At 63.8% G+C, this 20,254-nt stretch carries 13 protein-coding genes; 8 read left to right on the top strand and 5 right to left on the bottom strand.

Annotated elements, in window-relative coordinates; all coding sequences use genetic code 11:
* Window positions 1-47: 47 nt before the first annotated feature.
* Together ABIB38_RS10955 and ABIB38_RS10950 are read left to right on the top strand one after the other, a co-directional pair.
* Window positions 48-1,424, top strand: coding sequence for an MFS transporter (locus tag ABIB38_RS10955; RefSeq protein ID WP_429203795.1), 1,377 nt, complete (start codon window positions 48-50; stop codon window positions 1,422-1,424).
* Window positions 1,425-1,444: 20 nt separating this feature from the next.
* Window positions 1,445-3,790 (top strand): GH36-type glycosyl hydrolase domain-containing protein, encoded by a 2,346-nt coding sequence (locus tag ABIB38_RS10950; protein WP_429203794.1) that lies wholly within the window; start codon window positions 1,445-1,447, stop codon window positions 3,788-3,790.
* A gap of 133 nt (window positions 3,791-3,923) precedes the next feature.
* Here the strand turns inward: ABIB38_RS10950 and ABIB38_RS10945 are convergent, their stop codons facing one another.
* Both ABIB38_RS10945 and ABIB38_RS10940 read right to left on the bottom strand, forming a co-directional pair.
* Entirely contained in the window at window positions 3,924-5,705 is a 1,782-nt protein-coding gene (locus tag ABIB38_RS10945; RefSeq protein ID WP_429203793.1) for a glycoside hydrolase family 16 protein, read from the bottom strand.
* A gap of 241 nt (window positions 5,706-5,946) precedes the next feature.
* Window positions 5,947-6,465, bottom strand: coding sequence for a gluconokinase (locus ABIB38_RS10940; RefSeq protein ID WP_429203792.1), 519 nt, complete (start codon window positions 6,463-6,465; stop codon window positions 5,947-5,949).
* 302 nt (window positions 6,466-6,767) lie between these two features.
* On the opposite strand from ABIB38_RS10940, the gene ABIB38_RS10935 reads away from it, so the two are divergent.
* Genes ABIB38_RS10935 through cynS form a run of 4 tightly spaced genes read left to right on the top strand, consistent with a single transcriptional unit; the run spans window position 6,768 to window position 10,436 of the window.
* Window positions 6,768-8,162: a CmpA/NrtA family ABC transporter substrate-binding protein gene (locus tag ABIB38_RS10935; RefSeq protein ID WP_429203791.1), complete on the top strand. Its 1,395-nt coding sequence runs from the start codon at window positions 6,768-6,770 to the stop codon at window positions 8,160-8,162.
* Window positions 8,163-8,176: 14 nt separating this feature from the next.
* Window positions 8,177-9,052: a nitrate ABC transporter permease gene (gene ntrB / locus ABIB38_RS10930; protein WP_429203790.1), complete on the top strand. Its 876-nt coding sequence runs from the start codon at window positions 8,177-8,179 to the stop codon at window positions 9,050-9,052.
* A complete protein-coding gene (locus ABIB38_RS10925) occupies window positions 9,042-9,947 on the top strand; it encodes an ABC transporter ATP-binding protein (protein WP_429203789.1) in 906 nt (301 codons plus the stop codon). The genes ntrB and ABIB38_RS10925 overlap by 11 nt, the downstream gene beginning before the upstream one ends.
* 39 nt (window positions 9,948-9,986) lie before the next feature.
* Window positions 9,987-10,436 (top strand): cyanase, encoded by a 450-nt coding sequence (cynS, locus tag ABIB38_RS10920; protein WP_123068334.1) that lies wholly within the window; start codon window positions 9,987-9,989, stop codon window positions 10,434-10,436.
* Window positions 10,437-10,461: 25 nt separating this feature from the next.
* Here cynS and ABIB38_RS10915 read toward each other — a convergent pair whose 3' ends face one another.
* The 3 genes from ABIB38_RS10915 to ABIB38_RS10905 form a co-directional block, all read right to left on the bottom strand.
* Window positions 10,462-11,490, bottom strand: coding sequence for a LacI family DNA-binding transcriptional regulator (locus ABIB38_RS10915; RefSeq protein ID WP_429203788.1), 1,029 nt, complete (start codon window positions 11,488-11,490; stop codon window positions 10,462-10,464).
* 92 nt (window positions 11,491-11,582) lie between these two features.
* Entirely contained in the window at window positions 11,583-14,783 is a 3,201-nt protein-coding gene (locus ABIB38_RS10910; protein ID WP_429203787.1) for an error-prone DNA polymerase, read from the bottom strand.
* A 251-nt stretch (window positions 14,784-15,034) separates the two neighbouring features.
* The gene (locus ABIB38_RS10905; protein ID WP_429203786.1) at window positions 15,035-17,182 is read right to left on the bottom strand and encodes a hypothetical protein; all 2,148 of its coding nucleotides are present in this window, start codon (window positions 17,180-17,182) and stop codon (window positions 15,035-15,037) included.
* Window positions 17,183-17,495: 313 nt separating this feature from the next.
* Between ABIB38_RS10905 and ABIB38_RS10900 the strand changes: the two genes are divergently transcribed.
* Entirely contained in the window at window positions 17,496-19,670 is a 2,175-nt protein-coding gene (locus ABIB38_RS10900; protein ID WP_429203785.1) for a protein kinase domain-containing protein, read from the top strand.
* On the top strand, window positions 19,670-20,248 hold the full coding sequence (locus ABIB38_RS10895) for a hypothetical protein (RefSeq protein WP_429203784.1): 579 nt from the start codon (window positions 19,670-19,672) through the stop codon (window positions 20,246-20,248). The genes ABIB38_RS10900 and ABIB38_RS10895 overlap by 1 nt, the downstream gene beginning before the upstream one ends.
* The last annotated feature ends 6 nt before the right edge of the window (window positions 20,249-20,254 follow it).

The raw sequence follows: 20,254 nt of genomic DNA, 5'->3' as shown, positions 1-20,254 counted from the left end.
CCGGAGATGTTAGCGCTCACATAACACACAAAAATCTGGAGACGACCATGTTCAAGCGCGGGCCCGAGACACCTGCAGCAGCGAACGCCCCCCTCGGCTGGCGCGAAAAGCTCAGCTATGGCGTAGCCGATATGGGCTTCAATTTTTATTGGGCCAATATCGCGACCTTCCTGCTGATCTTCTATACCGACACCTTCGGCATCTCGGCGGCGCAGGCCGCCACGCTGCTCGCCTCGATCAAGCTGATCAACGCCTTCACCGACCCGCTGATCGGCGCCGCCGCGGACCGCACCAGCACGCGCTTCGGCAAGTTCCGCCCCTACCTGGTCTGGATGTCGATCCCGCTCGGCGCCGCCGCCGTGCTGACCTACACCACGCCCGACCTCGACGCCGACGGCAAGCTGCTGTGGGCCTACGCCAGCTACCTGGCGATGATGGTGTTCTACACCTGCGTCAACATCCCCTACAACGCGCTGTCCGGCGTGATGTCGGCCGACCCGCAGGAGCGCTCGACCATCAACGGCCTGCGCTTCATCTTCGCCTTCGCCGGTTCCACCCTGGTGACGGCCGCCACGCCGTCCATGGTGGCGTGGCTCGGCGGCGGCGACGATGAACGCGGCTGGCAGCTGACCATGGTGGCCTGGAGCGTCGCCGCCGCACTGATGTTCCTGATCACCTTCGCGGGCACGCGCGAGCGGATCGCGCCGCCGCCCGGCCAGAAGAGCGACGTGCTGCGCGACATCCGCGACCTGGCCGCCAACCGTCCCTGGGTCGTGCTGTTCGTGCTGGCCCTGGTGATCATGGTGACCATCACCCTGCGCACCACCACCTCGGCCTATTACTTCAAGTACGTGGTCGAACGTCCCGAGCTGATGGCCAGCTTCGTGCCGACCTATATGATCTTCGCCGCCATCGGCGCCGCCTGCACGCCGCTCATGACCCGCTTCGTCGACAAGAAGCTGCTCATGATCGTCCTGATGAGCGCGACCGCGGTATTCTCCGCCGCCTTCTTCCTGATCCCCAGCGACCGCATCGACCTGATGTTCGCGCTGCAGGCGGCCACCGGCTTCGTGCTCGGCCCCAAGTCGCCGCTGGCGTTCTCGATGTACGCCGACACTGCCGACTACAACGAATGGACCACCGGCCGCCGCGCCACCGCCATGACCTTCGCCGCCGCCACCTTCTCGCAAAAGCTCGGCACCGCGGTCGCGGTGAGCGTGATCGGCGCCGTGTTCACCGCCCTCGGCTACGTGCCCAACGCCGCGCAGACGACCGGCTCGCAGGCCGGCATCGTGTGGCTGATGTCGTTCGTGCCGGCCGCGTTCGCCCTGCTGGCGGTGCTGGTCATGTGCTTCTATCATCTCGACGCCAGGCTGCTGGCGCGCATCCAGCTCGATCTGGCGGCGCGCAAGGCGGCGCCATGAACACCCAGGAGATCCGATCCATGCTGCACCCGCAAGACGACCGTTATGTGCTGACCAGCCCCACCGCGATGCCGCAGGCCGGCGGCTTCCTGTGGAACCGCCGGATGATGATCCAGTCGACCTGCCGCGGCTATGCCACCGCGCAGTTCATGCAACCGGAGCCGAGCAAGTATTCGCACGCGCCGAACATGCAGGCCAAGTCCTTCATGCAGCCCGAGCAGCATTATTACGCCCACCATCCGGGGCGCTTCTTCTATGTGAAGGACGAAGACACGGGCGAGCTGTTCTCGGCGCCCTACGAGCCGGTGCGCGCCAGCACCGACCGGTTCGAATTCTCGGTCGGCCGCCACGACCTGCGCTGGACCGTCGAGAAGTTCGGCATCCGCATCGAACTCGTGCTCGGCCTGCCGGTGGACGACGTCGCCGAGCTGTGGTCGATGGCGGTGACGAACCTGTCGGACCGCCCGCGCCGCATCAGCGTCTACCCCTATTTCACGATCGGCTACATGTCGTGGATGAACCAATCAAGCGAGTACCGCCACGACCTGGGAGGCATTGTGGCTTCCAGCGTCACGCCCTACCAGAAGCTGGAAGACTATTTCAAGAACCGCCTGTTCAAGGACCGCACGGTGCTGCTGTGCGAGCAGCCGCCGGACGCCTGGGAGACGGGCCAGATCGCCTTCGAGGGCGAAGGCGGCCTGCATGCGCCGTCGGCGCTGGCGGGCGAACGCCTGGGCTGCGGCGACGCGCGCTACGAGACGCCGGCCGCCGTGGTCCAGTACCGGCTGGCGCTGGCACCAAGCGAAGCCACGACGCGGCGCTTCCTGTTCGGCCCTGCGTTCGACGATGCCGAGATCGTGTGCCTGCGCGAACAATACCTGAGCGAACAGGGCTTCGCCGCCGCCGCGCGCGACTACGCAGCCTACATCGCCGAAGGAGAAGGCGTGCTCCGGATCGCGACCCCGGACCGCGAGCTCGACAACTTCGTCAACACCTGGCTCGCGCGCCAGGTCTACTACCACGGCGACGTCAACCGCCTCTCCACCGACCCGCAGACCCGCAACTACCTGCAGGACAATATGGGCATGGCCTTCGTCAAGCCGGCGGCGGCGCGCGCCGCCTTCCTGCATGCGCTCTCCCAGCAGGAGGCCAATGGCGCGATGCCGGACGGGATCCTGCTGTTCGACGGCGCGGAACTGAAGTACATCAACCAGATCCCGCACACCGACCACTGCGTGTGGCTGCCGGTCTGCCTGCGCGCCTACCTCGACGAGACGGGCGACGACGCCATTCTCGATGAGCCGGTCGCCACCCACGACGGCGAAGTGAAAACCGCGTTCGAGCGCATCTCGCTGGCGATGGACTGGCTGTTGCAGCGGCGCGATGCGCGCGGCCTGTCTTACATCGAGCAGGGCGACTGGTGCGATCCGATGAACATGGTCGGCTACAAGGGCCGCGGCGTCTCGGGCTGGCTGACGGTGGCGGCGGCTTACGCGCTGAACCTGTGGGCCGACGTGTGCGCGGCGCGCGGCGACGCCGCTTCGCTGACGCGCTACCGCGCCGGCGCCGAAGCGATGAACGGCGCCGCCGGGGAACATCTGTGGGACGGCGCCTGGTTCGCGCGCGGCATCACCGACGACGACGTCAAGTTCGGCGTCGCCAGCGATACCGAGGGCCGCATCTACCTGAACCCGCAGAGCTGGGCCTTTCTTTCGGGCGCCGCCAGCGTCGAGCAGCGCGCACTGATGCTGGAGGCGATCGACGAAGAGTTGCGCACGCCCTACGGCGTGCAGATGTTCGCGCCGCCCTACAGCGGCATGCGCGAGGACGTCGGCCGCGTCACGCAGAAGCATCCCGGCTCGGCCGAGAACGGCGCCGTGTACAACCACGCCTCGGTGTTCTACGTCTACAGCCTGTACACGATCGGTGAAGCCGACCGCGCCTTCGACGCGCTGCGCAAGATGATCCCCGGCCCCGGCCTGGACGACTACCTGCAGCGCGGCCAGCTGCCGGTGTTCATCCCCAATTACTACCGCGGCGCCTACAAGGAATATCCGCGCACCGCCGGGCGCTCGAGCCAGCTGTTCAACACCGGCACCGTGGCCTGGGTCTACCGCTGCCTGATCGAGGGCCTGTGCGGCCTGAAGGGAGACCTGAAGGGCTTGACGGTGGCGCCGCAACTGCCGTCCGGCTGGGACGGCATGACGGTGAGCCGGCGCTTCCGCGACGCGACCTTCGAGGTCGACATCAAGCGTGGCGCGGTTGACCGGGTCGAGGTGACGTGCGATGGCGCCGCTATGCCCGCGGCCCGCATCGACAGTATCGAAGCGGGCCGCACGTATCGTCTGGACGTGATCGTACCGTAGGGTTGGCGGCTCGTAATCTGGTCCACTGGACCAGATTACCCGACGCGGTGATGGTTGGCGGCGAGATCATCCGGTACGAAACCGGGACCGATAACGATCACCGCGTCGGCGGCATAGCCGCCGACCCTACGCGTTATTGCATCGTATGCGCCTGCTGCTGCGTATCCACCGCGAAGTTACGCTGCGCGTCCCAGTAGGTGAACCAGTAACGCACCACGTCGCCGATCTTCAGGCCACCTGCGGTATACGTGTTGACGCCGTTCGCGAGCTGCATCCGCACGTTCTGTTGCGCCCCGTTGTTGACGGTGTAGTGCACGTCGGCCCAGCCGCCGGTGGTGGTGCGGAACTGCAGCATCGTCGACGAGATCTGGCTGACCGAGGTCGGGCCGCTCGGCTCCGGTTGCGGCGTGGCGCCGCCGCTGCCCGACTCCCACACGATGTCGTCGATCGCGAACTGGAAGCTCGACGATGGCAGCGCGCCGTCGATGCTCGAGATCATGAAGATGTCGTGGATCGACTGCGCCGCGACCAGCGGTCCGAGCAGGGTCGAGACGGGAATCGAGGCCTGCGCCCACTGGCCGTTGCGCGTCAATCCGTAGGCGGTGGTATTGGCCGGGAAGTTGACCCAGTTCTGGTTGGTGTAGGTGTCGCCGATGCCGATCCTGAAGCCCACGTTGGCCGGAATCCGGATGCGGAATTTCACGGTGCCGTTGGCGCGGTAGTTGCTCAGGTTGCGCGCCTGGCGCGCCTGGATGCCGCCGCCGAACCACTGGCCCGGCGCCGTATAGTTCCAGGCGATGACGTTGCTGCCCTCGAACGGCGCGGTGTTGCCGGCGCCGGTGGAGGCGGCGTTCCACAGGAAGATGTCGGAGCTCGTCCCCGCCACCAGCCTGTTGTTGACCGCCGTGGTGTCGGTGAACACGCCGAACTTGCCGGCCACTTCGGGCACGGTCTGGTCGCCCAGCTTCACCTGGCCCTTGCCGTCCATCTGGTAGACGCGCACGTAGTCGACGTACATGGTGGCCGGCAGCGGCGCGGTGACCTGGCCCGGGTTGGCGGCGTCGGTGAAGTTGCCGCCCACGGCCATGTTCAGCAGCAGGTAGAACGGCGCCTGCAGCGCACTCGAATTGACCGGCAGCGGCGCGTTGTACATATTGTGCTCGACGCCGTTGTCGACCGTCGTGAAGCGCATCTGGCTCTCGTCCCAATAGAAGCGGTAGGTGACGAAGCGGTTCGCGAGCGAGTTCTGGGGCACGTACCAGTTCTTGGTCTGCCATGCGGTCGAGGCGGCGCAGCTCTCGTTGCCGGGCACGCAGGCGGCCTGCTGCCAGGTGATCACGTTCGAGCCGACGAAGTGGTTCGACGACGGCGCCCCGCCGTGCGCCCGCTCGGATGCCTTGTGGCCCATCTCCATGATGTCGATCTCGCCGTTGCGCGGCCAGGTCTGCGGGCTCACGCCCAGCAGCCACGCGGCCGGCCACAAGCCGGTGCCGAGGTTCGGCGTGGCCATGCGCACCTCGATCATCCCGTACTGCACCTGCACCTTGTTCTTGGTGTCGAGCCGGGCCGAGGTGAAGACATTGTTGCCGACCGTCTGGCTGCGCGCCTGGATCGCCAGCGCACGCGTGCCCGATTCGAACGGCACGTTGACGATGCTGGCGTTGTTGGGGCTGTAGTACTCGAGCTCGGCGTTGCCGTAGCCGCACAGGCCGATCTGGCAGCCGTTACCGTCCTGCAAGTTCCACACGCCGGTGTTCACGCTGCTGCCGTTGAACTCCTCCGACCACAGCAGCTGGCCGATGACCGGGTTGGTGACGCTGGCCGCCGCCTGCGCCCCGCACGCCAGCAGGATGCCTGCGGCCAGCGCGTGGAAAGGTTTCCATCTCGAACGATGATTCTGGTTCTGGTTGTTCACGTCGACTCCTCTTGTTCTCAGTACAAGAATATGCGGCCGTGCCGGGATGGCGCGCCGCGCCCCGCCAACTTTGCCGTTGGTCTCGAATGTGCGGATTCGTGCGGAATACGGGATTTGGAAACCTTTCCACAACCGGAACGAAAAATATAGTCCGATTCCCGGAAGGCGTCAAACAGATGTGAACGGTTCGCGTGCGATTATCCCGCCAGCATATGCATGCGGCAGGGCGGAGGGCGCCGCATCAACGGCCGACGCTGGCGAGGATCTGCGCGACCAACCGTTCCGGGGTGTCGCGAATGTCGAGGGTGATGCCGGCTTCGTCCGGCTGCAGGGGTTCGAGCGTGCTCAGCTGGCTGTCGAGCAGCGACGGCGGCATGTAGTGCCCGGGGCGGTTGCTGACGCGCTCGAGCAGCAGGGCGCGCTCGCCGGCCAGGTGCGCGAAACGCACGTCGCCGCCGGCGCTGCGCAGCAGGTCGCGATAAGCGCGCTTGAGCGAGGAACACGACAGCACCACCCCGCCCTCGCGTGCGGCGAGCTGGTCGCGCAAGGTCAGGAGCCAGTCGTGGCGATCGTCGTCGGTCAGCGCGGCCCCGGCGGTCATCTTGGCGATATTGGCCGGCGAATGAAAGGCGTCGCCTTCGATGAAGGGCACGCCCAGCGCCAGCGCCAGCTGCGCGCCGATGCTGCTCTTGCCGCAGCCGCTCACGCCCATGACCACCCAGGCCGTTCCCTTGTCGTCGTCTCGCGCTTGTCTCGTCATGTTCTCTATGTTAACGCTAACACCCATGCGGCGATTGTAGCGTCTGCGCAGGAAGGATGTAAAGCGCTCATGCACCATGGTTGGGCAGATGCGCGGCGCCGGTGCCGGCTCGCGGCAATCGCACGCTCCAGCCGCGCCGCAGCCGGCCGCCGAAAATGACGGAATTCGCCTTTGAAATGAACGGCTTACCCCTGCACGACGCCAGATGGCACAGGTCTTGCTGATGACATTGCTCAAGCATGGGCATGCCCGCCTCGCCAATTCGTTTTTTGCGTCATCACCACTACCAGGGGTCTTCGCCAATGAAAGATGAGAATCTGTACCGTCCTTATTCGACCGAGTCTTCCTTGACCGGCTGCGCCTGCGGCAGGCATGGTTCCCAGGACGAGCACGATCGCGAGGCGCAAGCCGCCCGGCTGCGCCGCGCAGGCGACGCCGAAGCCTTGTCGGGCGACTTCGTCGAAGCGGCCGCGGTGCGCGCGCTGTTTCCGCATGAAGCGACGCGCCGCAACCTGATCAAGGCGGTGGGCGCGCCGACGCTGATGGCGGCGATCGGTTCGCTGCTGCCGCTGGCCAGCCTGCAGGCCAATGCGATGGAAAAATCAGGCGCGCTCGAAAAGAAGAACCTGAAGATCGGCTTCATCCCGATCAACTGCGCCACTCCCTTGATCATGGCCGACCCGATGGGCATGTACAAGGCGCAGGGTCTGAACGTCACCCTCAGCAAGACCGCCGGCTGGGCGCTGGTGCGCGACCAGATGATCAACCGCGAGCTCGACGCCTCGCACTTCCTGGCGCCGATGCCGCTCGCGATGTCGATCGGCCAGGGCGGCACGCCGCAGCCGATGCGCGTCGCCACCATCCAGAACATCAACGGCCAGGCGATCACGCTCGGCCTCAAGCACAAGAACAACCGCGACCCGCGCAACTGGAAGGGCTTCAAGTTCGCGATTCCGTTCGAGTACTCGGTCCACAACTTCCTGCTGCGCTACTACCTGGCCGAGCATGGACTGGACCCGGACCGCGACGTCCAGCTGCGCGTGACGCCGCCGCCCGAGATGGTCGCCAACCTGCGCGCCGGGAACATCGACGGCTTCCTCGGCCCCGATCCGTTCAACCAGCGCGCCGTGTTCGACCAGATCGGCTTCATCCACATCCTCACCAAGGACATCTGGAATGGCCACCCTTGCTGCGCCTTCGGCGCCTCGAAAGCCTTCATCGACCAGAACCCGAACACCTTCGCCGCGCTGTACCGCGCCATCCTGAACGCCACCGCGATGGCGCACAAGGCCGAGAACCGGGCCGAGATCGCCAAGGCCATCAGCAAACCGGCCTACCTGAACCAGCCTGAGACCGTGGTGCTGCAGGCGCTTTCCGGCCGCTTCGCCGATGGCCTGGGCAAGGTGCGCAACGAGCCGGACCGCGCCGACTTCGACGCCCTGCCCTGGTATTCGATGGCGACCTGGATGCTGACGCAAATGCGGCGCTGGGGCTACCTGAAGGGTGACGTCAACTACAAGGCGCTGGCCGAACAGGTGTTCCTGCTCACCGATGCGCGCAAGCAGATGGCGGCCCTGGGCATGCCGGCGCCGGCCGCCGCCGCGAGCGGCTACCGCCCGTTCACGATCATGGGCAAGACCTACGATCCGGCCAAGCCGCAGGCCTATCTGGACAGCTTCGCGATCAAGCGCGCCTGAGACGGGACGAAACAATGCACAAGCAACTCAAGTTCAAGGCGGCGCTGCTGTCGCTGGCGCTGCTGCTGGTCTTGCTCGGCGTCTGGCACATCGCCACCGCGCCGCGCGCCGCGGCGCCGGCCGTGGCGATGAGCGCCGAGGAAGCCGAGTACGCGGCCCTGATGGGACAGGCGCCAACCGCCGCCGCGGATCCGGCGCCCGCCGCGGGCAGCGGCTTTCCCACGCCGTCGCAGTTCGCGCGGATAGCGGCCGGCCACCTGGGCGAACCGTTCTACGATCGCGGCCCGAACGACCGCGGCGTCGGCATCCAGCTCGGGCATTCGCTGGTGCGCGTCGCCCTGGGCTATCTGCTGGCGATGCTGGTGGCGATCCCGCTGGGCTTCGTGATCGGCATGTCGCCGCTGCTGTACCGCGCGATCGATCCGTTCATCCAGGTCTTGAAGCCGATCTCGCCGCTGGCCTGGATGCCGATCGCCCTCTACACGATCAAGGATTCGTCGATCTCGGGCATCTTCGTGATCTTCATCTGCTCGATCTGGCCCATGCTGATCAACACCGCCTTCGGCGTGGCCGGCGTGCGCAAGGACTGGCTCAACGTCGCGCGCACGCTCGAAGTGTCGCCGCTGCGCAAGGCCTTCCTGGTGATCCTGCCGGCGGCGGCGCCGACCATCATCACCGGCATGCGCATCTCGATGGGCATCGCCTGGCTGGTGATCGTCGCCGCCGAAATGCTGATCGGCGGGAACGGCATCGGCTACTTCCTGTGGAACGAATGGAACAACCTGTCGCTGGCGAACGTGCTCTTCGCCGTGCTCATGATCGGCATCGTGGGCATGGCGCTGGACCTGATGTTCGCCGCGCTGCAAAAGAAAGTGACCTATGCCGAATGATCGTTTCGTCCAGGTCGATGGCCTGGCCAAGACCTACCGCGCCGGCCAGCCGCCGGTATTCGAGGGGGTGAGTTTCGCGATCGAGCGCGGAGAGTTCATCTGCATCATCGGCCACTCGGGCTGCGGCAAGAGCACCATCCTGAACGTGCTGGCCGGACTCGAAGCGGCCAGCGCCGGCACCGTGATCATGGACGGCCGCGAGGTGACCGGCCCGGGGCTCGATCGCGGCGTGGTGTTCCAGAACCACGCCCTGCTGCCGTGGCTGAGCGTGGAAGACAATATCGGCTTCGCCGTGCGTTCGCGCCACCCTGACTGGTCGCGCGACAAGGTGCGAGAGCACGGCGCGCGCTTCATCGAGATGGTTGGCCTGAGCGGAGCGGCGCGCAAGAAGCCGTCCGAGCTCTCCGGCGGCATGAAGCAGCGGGTTGGCATCGCGCGCGCCTTCGCTGTCGAGCCCAAGATGCTGCTGCTGGACGAACCGTTCGGCGCGCTCGACGCGCTCACCCGCGGCACGATCCAGGACGAGCTGCTGGGCATCTGCGCGGCCACGCACCAGACGGTGTTCATGATCACCCACGACGTCGACGAGGCGATCCTGCTGGCCGACCGCATTTTCTTGATGAGCAACGGGCCCCAGGCGCGGATCGCCGAGATCGTCGTCAACACGCTGCCGGCCGAGCGCAGCCGCGCCACGATCCACCGCGATCCCCAGTTCTACAAGATCCGCAACCACCTGGTCGACTTCCTGGTGCGCCGCTCGAAGATGCTGCAGCAGTCCGGCGCCGACGGCGCCGAGCCGCAGACGACGCGCATCGTGCGTCCCGGCCTGGAAGACGCAGCAGCGCCGGCCGCGCCCACCGCACCCGACCATTACCCCGCCCGGGCTTCGGCCTGAGCATCCACCTTTACCACTACCACATCGATGGAGCCCACTATGATTTCATGCCGTGAAGACGTCACCAAAATGATCCTGTCCGCCAAGGTCCGCAAGGGCATCAAATGGCGCGACGTGACCGAGGCCACCGGCCTGTCGAAGGAATGGACCACCGCCGCCTGCCTGGGCCAGATGACGCTGACCAAGCCCCAGGCCGAGGCGGTCGGCAAGATCTTCGAGCTGTCCGACGAAGCCATCGCCTGGCTGCAGATCGTGCCCTACAAGGGTTCGCTGCCCACCGCCGTGCCGACCGATCCGCTGATCTACCGCTGGTACGAACTGGTGAACGTGTACGGCACCACGATCAAGGAACTGATCCACGAAGAATTCGGCGACGGCATCATGAGCGCCATCGATTTTTCGATGGACATCCAGCGCACCGAAGACCCGAAGGGCGACCGCGTCAATGTTGTCTTGTCGGGTAAGTTCCTGCCTTACAAGAGTTACTAAAAACGCGCTACTCGCCTTCGTCGGCTCAGGCGCTCTCGCGCTCGCGCAGGGTGAAGCCCAGGTCGATGCGCTTGCGTTCGGGCTCCTGGCCCTTGATCACCTGCAGCAGCAGGCCGGCGGCCTCGAAGCCGATCTGGTAGCGCGGCGTGTCGACGGTGGTCAGGGACGGCATCATCCATGCGGACGCGGGCAGGTCATTGAAGCCGCATACGGCGATGTCCTGCGGGATGCGGATGCCGTGGCGCTGGCAGTGATAGATGGCGCCGTGGGCCAGGTCGTCGTTGCAGCAGAAAACGGCGTCGCAGTCGGGCATGTCCGCCATCATCCGTCCCATCAATTCGGCGCCGAGCGCGATGGTGGAGCGCTCGGGCACCATCAGCTCGAGCCGTGGGTCGGCCAGGCCCGCCTCGGCCATCGCGGCCCGATAGCCGTCGGCGCGCCGCAGCGTGCGCTCGTCGAGCTGGGCGCCGATGAAGCCGATGCGGCGATAGCCCTTCCTGACCAGGTGGCGCGTCATCTCCATGCCGGCCTCGAACTGCGAGAAGCCGACCGACAGCGCGCCGGGATCGTCCGACAGGTCCATCATCGACACCGACGGCACCTGCGACGCTTCCAGCATCTTCGTCACGGCCGGGCTGTGGGCCTGGCTCGAGAACAGGATGCCGTCCGGGCTCGACTGCAGATAGGTACGCAGCAGCTTTTCTTCCTCGGCCTGCGAATAATAGGTATTGCCGATCAGGAGCTGGTACTGGCCCGGCGCGACGGCGTCGTGGATGCCTTCGAGGACGGCGGTGAACACGGCGTTGGAAAACGACGGCACCAGCACCACGATCACATGCGATTGCGACGAGGCCAGCGCGCGCGCGGCGCGGTTGGGCACGTAGCCGAGTTCCGCCACCGCCTGCTCCACCTTGACCCGGGTGAGCTCGGAGACCATCTGCGGCTGGCTCAGCGCGCGCGAAGCGGTCATGATCGACACGCCCGCCATGCCGGCCACCTGCTCGAGCGTCGCGCGCCCCGTCCCCCTGCCCTTGCTGCGGCCCGTCTTATCCATGGTCATCCTGTCGTAGCGTTCTACATCCCTGGTTCCATTCTATCAACAATGACCAGGGCCTTCGTCGCGAACCTCGGCGGGCCGCCGCGCCATCAGCAAAAATCCCTGCTGCGCGCATCCAGAGCGCCCAGCAGGTGCGACAGGTCCACCAGCCGCTTGGCCACCAGGTGGCGCACTTCTCCCTGGCGCTGCCAGATGCCGTACACCCCGAGCAGCGGTGCATTGAGGACTTCACGCCGCTGCTGCTCGACCAGGGTCGGCCACACGATCACATTGACGTTGCCGGTCTCGTCTTCCAGCGTCATGAACAGCACGCCCTTGGCCGTGCCCGGGCGCTGGCGCACCGTGACCAGGCCGCAGGCGCGCGCCAGCTGGCCGTCCTGGTAATCCATCAGGGTCGACGCCGGCATGAAGCGCTGCCCGAGCAGGCGCGCGCGCAGCAGCGCCAGCGGATGGCGGCCCAGCGTCAACCCCTGCGCGCGGTAGTCGCCGACGATCTCTTCGCCTTCGCTCGGCGCGGCCAACGTGGGCGTCTCTTCGCGCGGCACGGTCGGGCGCAGCAGATCCTTGTCGGGCGCCGCGCCCGATGCCTGCCACAAGGCTTCGCGCCGGTGCCCGGCCAGCGAGCGCAGGGCGTTGGACGCGGCCAGCACCTGCAGGTCGCCCCGGTCGAGATGCGCGCGCCGCGCCAGGTCGGCCACGCTGTCGAACGGCCGTATGGCGCGCGCCTGCTCGATGCGCTCGGCCGCTTCCTGCTTCAATCCGCGTTGCAGCGAAAAGCCCAGCCGCACCGCCGGCTGGCGCGAACGGTCGACGGGGTCGTATTCTTCCAGCGCCGAATCCCAGCCGCTGACGGCGACGTCGACCGGCCGCACTTCGATGCCGTGGCGGCGCGCGTCCTGCACCAGTTGCGAGGGACTATAAAAACCCATCGGCTGGCTGTTGAGCAGCGCGCACAGGAAAGCGGCCGGCTCGTGGCACTTGAGCCACGAACTCGCATAGGCCAGCAGCGCGAAGCTGGCCGCGTGCGATTCGGGAAAGCCATACTCGCCGAAGCCCTGGATCTGGCTGAAGATCGCTTCGGCGAATTCCTGCTGGTAGCCGCGTTCGAGCATGCCGCCCACGATGCGCTCGTAGTATTTTTCGAGGCCGCCCTTGCGCTTCCAGGCCGCCATCGCGCGCCGCAGCTGATCCGCCTCGCCCGGCGTGAAGCCGGCGCCCAGGATCGCCACCTGCATCACCTGCTCCTGGAAGATCGGCACGCCAAGGGTGCGCCCGAGCGCGACCTTCATCTCGGGGCTCGGATACTCGACCGGCTCCAACCCCTGGCGCCGGCGCAGGTAGGGATGGACCATGCCGCCCTGGATCGGGCCGGGCCGCACCACGGCCACCTCGATCACCAGGTCGTAGAAGCGGCGCGGCAGCATCCGCGGCAACATGCTCATCTGCGCGCGCGATTCGATCTGGAACACGCCGATGGTGTCGGCCTGGCAGATCATGTCGTAGGTGGCGCTGTCTTCGAGCGGGATGTCCTGCATCTCGAACACGTCGCCATAGCGCTGGCCCACCAGTTCCAGGCCGCGCCGCATCATCGACAGCATGCCCAGCGCCAGCACGTCGACCTTCATCAGGCCCAGCTCTTCGAGATCGTTCTTGTCCCACTGGATCACGCTGCGGTCCGCCATCGTCGCGTTCTCGATCGGCACCAGGCGCGAGAGCTTGCCCTTGGCGATCACGAAGCCGCCCGGATGCTGGGACAGGTGGCGCGGGAAGTTCAGCAGCGACTGCGCCAGCGTGGCCCACTGGCGCGACAGCGGCGCCTCGGGATCGAGGCCGCTTTCGGCCAGGCGGCCCAGCAAATCGGCGCGGCTGTCGAACCAGTGATGGGTCTTGGCCACCTTCTCGACGATGGCAAGGTCGATGCCGAGCGCCCGCCCGCTGTCGCGCAGCGCGCTCTTGGGCCGGTAGCTGATCACCACCGCCGCCAGCGCCGCGCGCTGGCGGCCGTACTTGTTGTAGATGTACTGGATGACCTCCTCACGCCGCTGGTGTTCGAAGTCGACGTCGATGTCGGGCGGCTCGTTGCGTTCACGCGAGATGAAGCGCTCGAACAGCAGGCTGGCGCGGGCCGGATCGACCTCGGTGATGCCGAGGCAGTAGCACACCGCCGAGTTGGCGGCCGAGCCGCGCCCCTGGCACAGGATGTGTTGCGAGCGCGCGAAGCGCACGATGTCGTAGACGGTGAGGAAGTAGTGTTCGTAGCCCATCTCGGCGATCAGGTCGAGCTCGTACTCGATCTGGGCCTGCACCTTGGCCGGCACGCCCTGGCGAAAGCGCCGGTGCGCGCCGATCCAGGTTTCGCTGCGCAGGTAGCTGCTGGCGTCGTGGCCTTCGGGGACCACTTCGTCCGGGTATTCGTAGCGCAGCTCGTCGAGCGAGAAGGTGCACAGGCGCGCGATGCGCACCGTCTCGGCCAGCGCCTCGCGCGAATAGATGTTGGCCAGGCGCAGGCGCGCGCGCAGGTGCTGCTCGGCGTTCTGCGCCAGGCCGTAGCCGCAGGCGCCCACCGGTTTGCCCAGGCGGGTCGCGCTCAGGGTGTCCTGCAAGGGTTTGCGCGAGCGCACGTGCATACAGACGTGGCCAAGGGCGACGATCGGCAGGCCGTGCTGCCAGCCCACCTCTTCCACCGTGGTGCGGTGGGCGTCGTCGAAGGCGCGGTGCAGCTGGGTGAGGCCGAGCCAGGCGCGGCCCGGGAAGGTGGTGGCCATCCATGCGGCCTGCGCATGCAGGCGGTCGACGTCCTGGGCCTCGTGACCGGGGTATGGCGGCAGCAGGATCGCCAGGCAGTCGGGCATGTGCTGCAGGTGCGCGTATTCCTGGATGGGATTGGCCAGGTCGTCGGGCGTGAGCAGATAGGTGCCCTTTTCGCTGCGCGTGCGGCCGATCGTGATCAGTTCGGACAGGTTGCCATAGCCGTTGCGGTTCTGCGCCAGCAGGATCAGGGAGGGGGCCGGCGTCAGAGCGTCGTCGGGGTTCTTGAGGTGGAAGTGGGCGCCGATGATCAGGGGCAGGCCGGCGTTTTTCGCTTCGGCGTGGGCGCGCACGACGCCGGCCAGCGAGCATTCATCGGTGAGGGCCAGCGCGAAGTACCCCAGCTGCACCGCGCGCGCGACCAGCTCCTCGGCGTGCGAGGCCCCTTGCAGGAACGAGAAGTTCGAGAGGCAGAACAACTCGGCGTAGGGGGGCAGCGCCTGGGGAGAGGGGGGCTGCGCGGTGGGGGTGGGCTTGGTCACGCTGGCGAGCTGTCGAACAGCCAATACTGTATAAAAACACAGTATAACCGAGCTGGGGGATGTGGCTGGGGAAGTTGTGGCTATGGCTTGGTCATGAGGGATAGGCTGGATTGGGGGGTGAGCAGTAGCTTGTGGTGACTGGACGTGCAGAAAGATATTTCTGCGTCGCAATCGTCAATTCTCTTTAAGCATTGACGATAAGAAACCAAGTGTTCTTATTCTAGGCGGAAAATTTCCGCGTTTATCAGCGACTAAGACTTACACGTATGTCGGAAAGGCCGCGGCATTGGCCCAAAGAACGAGCCGGAAATATCTTGCGGCCCCATCCGCTCGCGCAGGCTGAACGCACCACCACCTTCCGCGCGGCGCAAAACTGGCTGATCCGCACTGACCATACGCTCATATGCAAGCATCAAGGCAGCTCCACCCGTGGAATTGATGTAGTCGAGCATCTCCATCGTGGTCTCATAAGCCCAATCAGAGAAGCTCTCGCCCAGTTCGCCCCCTGCCGTCGCGCCGGTACTCGTGACGCCGCCCTGCACTTTCGTCAGGATCGTGACGATGGCCCACGACATCCCCATCCATCCAGTCGTCGCCAGCGTCATGCGCAGCACCGGCATGAGGATGCCCGCTTCGTGGATCGCCTTGAGCACGCCAAGCAAGGCGCCCGCCGGCATCGCGCGGTTGCAGTCGATGGTCGCGATCAGGATCGCGATCTTGTTCATCACGCCAGGATAGCGCCGCAGAAAGCGGTACAACGCCGGACCGATCTGCTGCGGGTCGCCGAGCAGTCTTCCAAGGCCGGCCGCTAGAAAGCAGCCGCCGGTGAGCTTCCACACCACGTTCACCAGCTTCATGTCGACTGGACCATCCAGCACCGTCGCGCTGGCGAAGGCTTGCAAATGGCTGGCATTGCCGGCCCGCGTGGGGCTCAGCAGCAGGTTGAAGCAGGTGGAAAAATTGGCCTCGTAGCTGCCGTCGATCGCGATGGCGCCGCTTGCGGTCACCGCGATGAACGGCGCTCCCGCTCCACCGACGACGCCGATATTGATGGCGCCATTGGCCTGGAGCGACGCCATCAACCGGATCGCATCCTGAGCGCTGCCGCCCGCGCGCAAAGTGCCGTCGCTATCCGCGCTCACATAGCTGCCGTCACGGCATTGCAGGGTGATGGCGGCGGCATCCAGGGCCTCCGGCACGCCGATGGTGAACACCTCGGCCGCATCGCTCGAGGTCCCGAGCGCCGTGATCCGGCCGTCGGCGGCGATCGACCAGTAGCCGGCTGCCCCGGTCTGGAGCTTGATCTCGTCGCCGGCAGCGAGCAGCCCAGCCAGCGAGACGAAGTTTCTGTCCGTGGTGAACGCAGGCTCGGGCTGGGTGATCGAGACCGGCGTATCTTCGGGCACGTTGACGCTCGATATCGCCGCCACGCCCCAGCTATAGACCATCGAGAACGACTTGACGGCGGCCGGCCAGGTGTCGCCAAAGGTCAGGCTGTCGGCCGTGAACGACAGGCTTCCATTCTCGACCAGCGCGACGACCTTCGCCGTGACGTCGACCGGTCCGTAGGCGGCGGCGAGGATGTTCAGGGCGCGTGGGTCGAGCGACGCCTGCGCGGCGGGAGCGGCCGGGTCGTAGTCGATCTGTAGAAGCTGGTTCTCGATCGTCGCGGCCAGTTGCGGCTTGCGGCCGGCATACTGGTAGACCACGTGCAGGGTCTTGCGCATGGCCGGCCAGCCATCGCCGAATACGCTGCTGGATGCGGCGACGGACAGCCTGCGCCGGCTCACGCTGGCGCGGACGATGTCAGTGACGTCCTTCAGGCCATAGAAGGCGTTCAGGATGTGCAGCGGCGGACGGTAGCTGAGCGCATAGGGGTTGCCCTCGACGACGATGTCGATGAACGGCACCTGACCGCTGTAGCTGGCCACGATGACGAAGGTGTTGCGCCTCTCCTTATCGGCCTCGCCAAGGGTGGCGCTGTCAGCGACCAGGGACAAGGTTCCGGCCGAGTGATCGGCCAGATTGCGTACCGTTGCGCTCACGTCGGCGGAGCCGAAGCTGGCGCCCCACACGGTCAGTGCCGGCTGCGCGGTGTTGTCTTCCTTGATTGGGGCAGGAACCTGGGCAGCTTGCCCGAATTGCTGCGCGCCGATGTTCAGCGTCTGGCCTTCTAACGCCGTCGCCACGAACGTCGGGCCGCCATCATAGCGATAGACGACCGTCAGCGTCTTTTCGTGGCCGACCCAGGCGTCGCCGAACGCCTGGTTGCTCGCCAACACAGACAGGGTCTCTGGAAAAGCCTGACGGTTGACCTGCTTGATGACCTGGGCAGTGACCTGCCTGAGTCCATAAGCCGCGCCAACGATCTGCAGGACGCCTGTGCCTTGGGTAGCCATACTTGAATCTTCTTTCCGGAATGAATAACATGCATTGCGACAGTTGCAACGAGAGGCGAGACAATGGTCGTTACGTCTCTGTCGGTACACTGGTTTGCAAGCTCCGTGCCACCGTAAAACATGGCGTCGCCGCAACAAAATCAAGGATTTAGTCGACTATGTATGCCTGCTGGGTGTAAAACAGCGGGGGTTTTTACATGTCAACAAAGAAGTTGACACGCTGGTGCCTGAATCGCGAGGTTTGGAATGTGTATTCGGCAAGTTTCTCTTCCTGTAGCATTTATGGCGCCTGCGCCAACCTAATGAGCCGCAAATGACTTCATCGCCTGACCTGATTGCCAACCCCAGTACCGAGCGATATCGCCTTGGTAAGTTGCTTGGCAATGGTGGTTTTGGCGACGTGCATGAGGCGTGGGATCCCGCGCTGCAGCGTAGTGTTGCCATCAAGCGTTTGAAGCCTGATCTGGTGCGCGATCAGCCGGACAACCTGCTGCAGGAAGCCCGGCTTGCGGCGTCACTGCGGCATCCTGCTTTCATCCAGATTTATTCGCTCGAAGACGACGGCCATAGCAAATCGATCGTGATGGAACTGGTAGGGGGCAAGACTCTGCATCAGTTGCTTTCCACGACCAAGCTATCGAGGGATCAGATACTTGATATCGTTTGCCAGTTGGCGGATGCGATGGCGCAGGCGCATGCGGCGGGCTTGATTCATGGGGATTTGAAGCCGGCCAACTTGATGATCGAGCCATCAGGGCAGTTGCGCATCATGGATTTTGGGCTGGCACGCAAGATCGATCCGCTTGCGACCGAGTCGGGCGATGTGCTGCAGACTCAGGGCACCATCGCCTATCTCGCGCCTGAAATTTTGAATGGCAAGTATCCGAGTATGCTCAGCGATATTTATGCTGTGGGCGTATTGATGTACGAGATGATGCACGGAGAGCGTCCATTTTCCCATTTGCATGGGTTGGCGTTAGCTGCTGCGCAAGTACAATCGTCCTGCGCGCAGTGGACGTTTTCTCCTGATGCCGATCAGGATATGGTTACATTGGTACGTTCAATGTGTACGCCCGATCCGTCTACACGGATGGGAACAATGATGGCAGTTCACCAAGCTGCATGCACATTGCGAGAATCGAAAACTTATACGGACCCGACATCACCTATAAATCTTCCAGAAGCGGTAGCACTCTCTTCGTTTTTTGGTAACTGGCGCAAGATTGGATATGCGTGCGCGGCATTTGTGCTTGCGATAGGCAGCATGGTATATGCTCCAATATCGGAAAACCTCAATCATCAGCTGGCACCTACAATTTCTGATTCCACGCGGATATCGAAGGGAATGGCAGCATTACGGCATCTTGACCATGAAGAAAGCGTCGATGCCGCAATCGAAAACTTTAACGCCATCCTAACAAAGCAACCAAATCATGCCGCTGCAGCTGCCGGAATAGCTCTGGCATACGCGTTGCGCTATGCAGGTGATCGCGGGGACGAAAGCTGGCTGCAACGCGCTGACGCTAGTGCGCAAGCTGCCCTTGCATTCGACGATCAATTAGCACTTGCCTATGCTGCCAAGGCTTATGTAAGGTGGCAGCAAGTTCAAAACGAAGAAGCATTGCAGCTTGCTGAACAAGCCTTGAAATTAGATCCAAAGAGTATATTTGCACTTAATACCAAATGTGGAATTCTGATTCGCATGCAGCGCTATTCAGAGGCAGCAAGTAGCATCGAAATCGCGCGTGAAGCATATCCAAACGAACGTATGTTCATTGATCACTTAGGAGCGCTTCGCTATGCTCAAAATGATTATATAGGCGCCGAAAAGGCTTTCCGCGACAGTATCCGACTTGAACCAGACGCAATAGCTGCATATGCTAGCCTAAGCGCGACGCTGGTACGTCTAGGCCGTGAAGACGAGGCATTGCAAGTACTGCAACAGGGTTTACAGGTGCGTCCTAACGGACGCCTTTATAGCAATCTAGGAACAGCCCTGTTCAGTCGAGGAGACTACATCGGTGCGGCTAAAGCATTTGAACATGCAGTTTCTACCACAAAAGGCAATAGCATTGCGTATTTGCGATGGGCCAACCTAGCCGACACCTTACGTTGGGTTCCTGGTCGCGAAAAAGACTCTCAACAAGCTTATCGCAACGCAGTGGCGTTACTAAAACCTTTACTTGATCGCGCGCCCAACGACGCCACAATGGCTTCGCGAATGGGCTTATATTCAGCCAAGTTAGGCGACAAAAGCACAGCATCAATACAGAGCCTCAAGGCAGCGAGTACCAAACCCACTAATGCGGATATCCGCTTTCGAGCCGCTATCGCTTTTGAACTGACAGGTCAACGCACTGCCGCCCTGACTGAACTAGTCGCTGCACAGCAGCTCGGCTACCCCACCAAATTAATTAGCACCGAGCCAGATTTATTGGCACTGCGGAGCGATCCGCGGTTTGATTTACTTCGTATGGAAAGGAAATAATGACGCAACCATTGATGGCACTAACAGCGCGCCTTGACGTTAACCAAGTGGATGATGGTATCGATTGGATATTTTCGGATATAGATTCCATAGGCAGTGCTGATCGCACCGCAACGGACCCGCATTGGAATCGCGATATCGTTTTTTCCGCTGGTCAAGAGTTTCGTATTGCAATCGCCGCCAGTGATCAAGACAAAACCGGCTTTGAGTCGCTCGAGGTCATTGATTGCTGTGTAATCACGCGCCCTCAAATCCTATGTTGCGGAAAGGGCGTACGTACAAATTACGCCCCGCCTTCCCTTTTCGTCGACAGCGATGGCAAACAGCTGGGCGCCCTATATAAAATTGATCCTTCAGCTTTCTCTGTACACGGTACAGGTATTGATCCGACGAAAGGGAGGAAGGTCACGTTACTTTGGGATGGAAATCTCAAAGTCGGCCCATATAACGGATTTTGGGAAATCTCGTTCTACGTTACACTAGGCATTAAGCGCGTAGGCGAAGATAAGATCCAATTACGCGTATTTTATTTCGATCCTGAAGGCGAAGTTGGTAACGGCTCAGAACCGCCCAACTGAATTCCT

The organism is Massilia sp. UYP11, assembly GCF_050434805.1.
Classification (GTDB): Bacteria; Pseudomonadota; Gammaproteobacteria; order Burkholderiales; family Burkholderiaceae_D; genus Telluria.
This window is presented reverse-complemented; position numbering and strand designations above follow the sequence as displayed.

Bases quoted from the DNA above. Each gene is read 5' to 3' on its own strand.
- ABIB38_RS10955 (WP_429203795.1), top strand. From the start codon at position 48: ATGTTCAAGCGCGGGCCCGAGACACCTGCAGCAGCGAACGCCCCCCTC.
- ABIB38_RS10950 (WP_429203794.1), top strand. From the start codon at position 1,445: ATGCTGCACCCGCAAGACGACCGTTATGTGCTGACCAGCCCCACCGCG.
- ABIB38_RS10940 (WP_429203792.1), bottom strand. From the start codon at position 6,465: ATGACGAGACAAGCGCGAGACGACGACAAGGGAACGGCCTGGGTGGTC.
- ABIB38_RS10935 (WP_429203791.1), top strand. From the start codon at position 6,768: ATGAAAGATGAGAATCTGTACCGTCCTTATTCGACCGAGTCTTCCTTG.
- ntrB (WP_429203790.1), top strand. From the start codon at position 8,177: ATGCACAAGCAACTCAAGTTCAAGGCGGCGCTGCTGTCGCTGGCGCTG.
- ABIB38_RS10925 (WP_429203789.1), top strand. From the start codon at position 9,042: ATGCCGAATGATCGTTTCGTCCAGGTCGATGGCCTGGCCAAGACCTAC.
- cynS (WP_123068334.1), top strand. From the start codon at position 9,987: ATGATTTCATGCCGTGAAGACGTCACCAAAATGATCCTGTCCGCCAAG.
- ABIB38_RS10915 (WP_429203788.1), bottom strand. From the start codon at position 11,490: ATGGATAAGACGGGCCGCAGCAAGGGCAGGGGGACGGGGCGCGCGACG.
- ABIB38_RS10905 (WP_429203786.1), bottom strand. From the start codon at position 17,182: ATGGCTACCCAAGGCACAGGCGTCCTGCAGATCGTTGGCGCGGCTTAT.
- ABIB38_RS10900 (WP_429203785.1), top strand. From the start codon at position 17,496: ATGACTTCATCGCCTGACCTGATTGCCAACCCCAGTACCGAGCGATAT.
- ABIB38_RS10895 (WP_429203784.1), top strand. From the start codon at position 19,670: ATGACGCAACCATTGATGGCACTAACAGCGCGCCTTGACGTTAACCAA.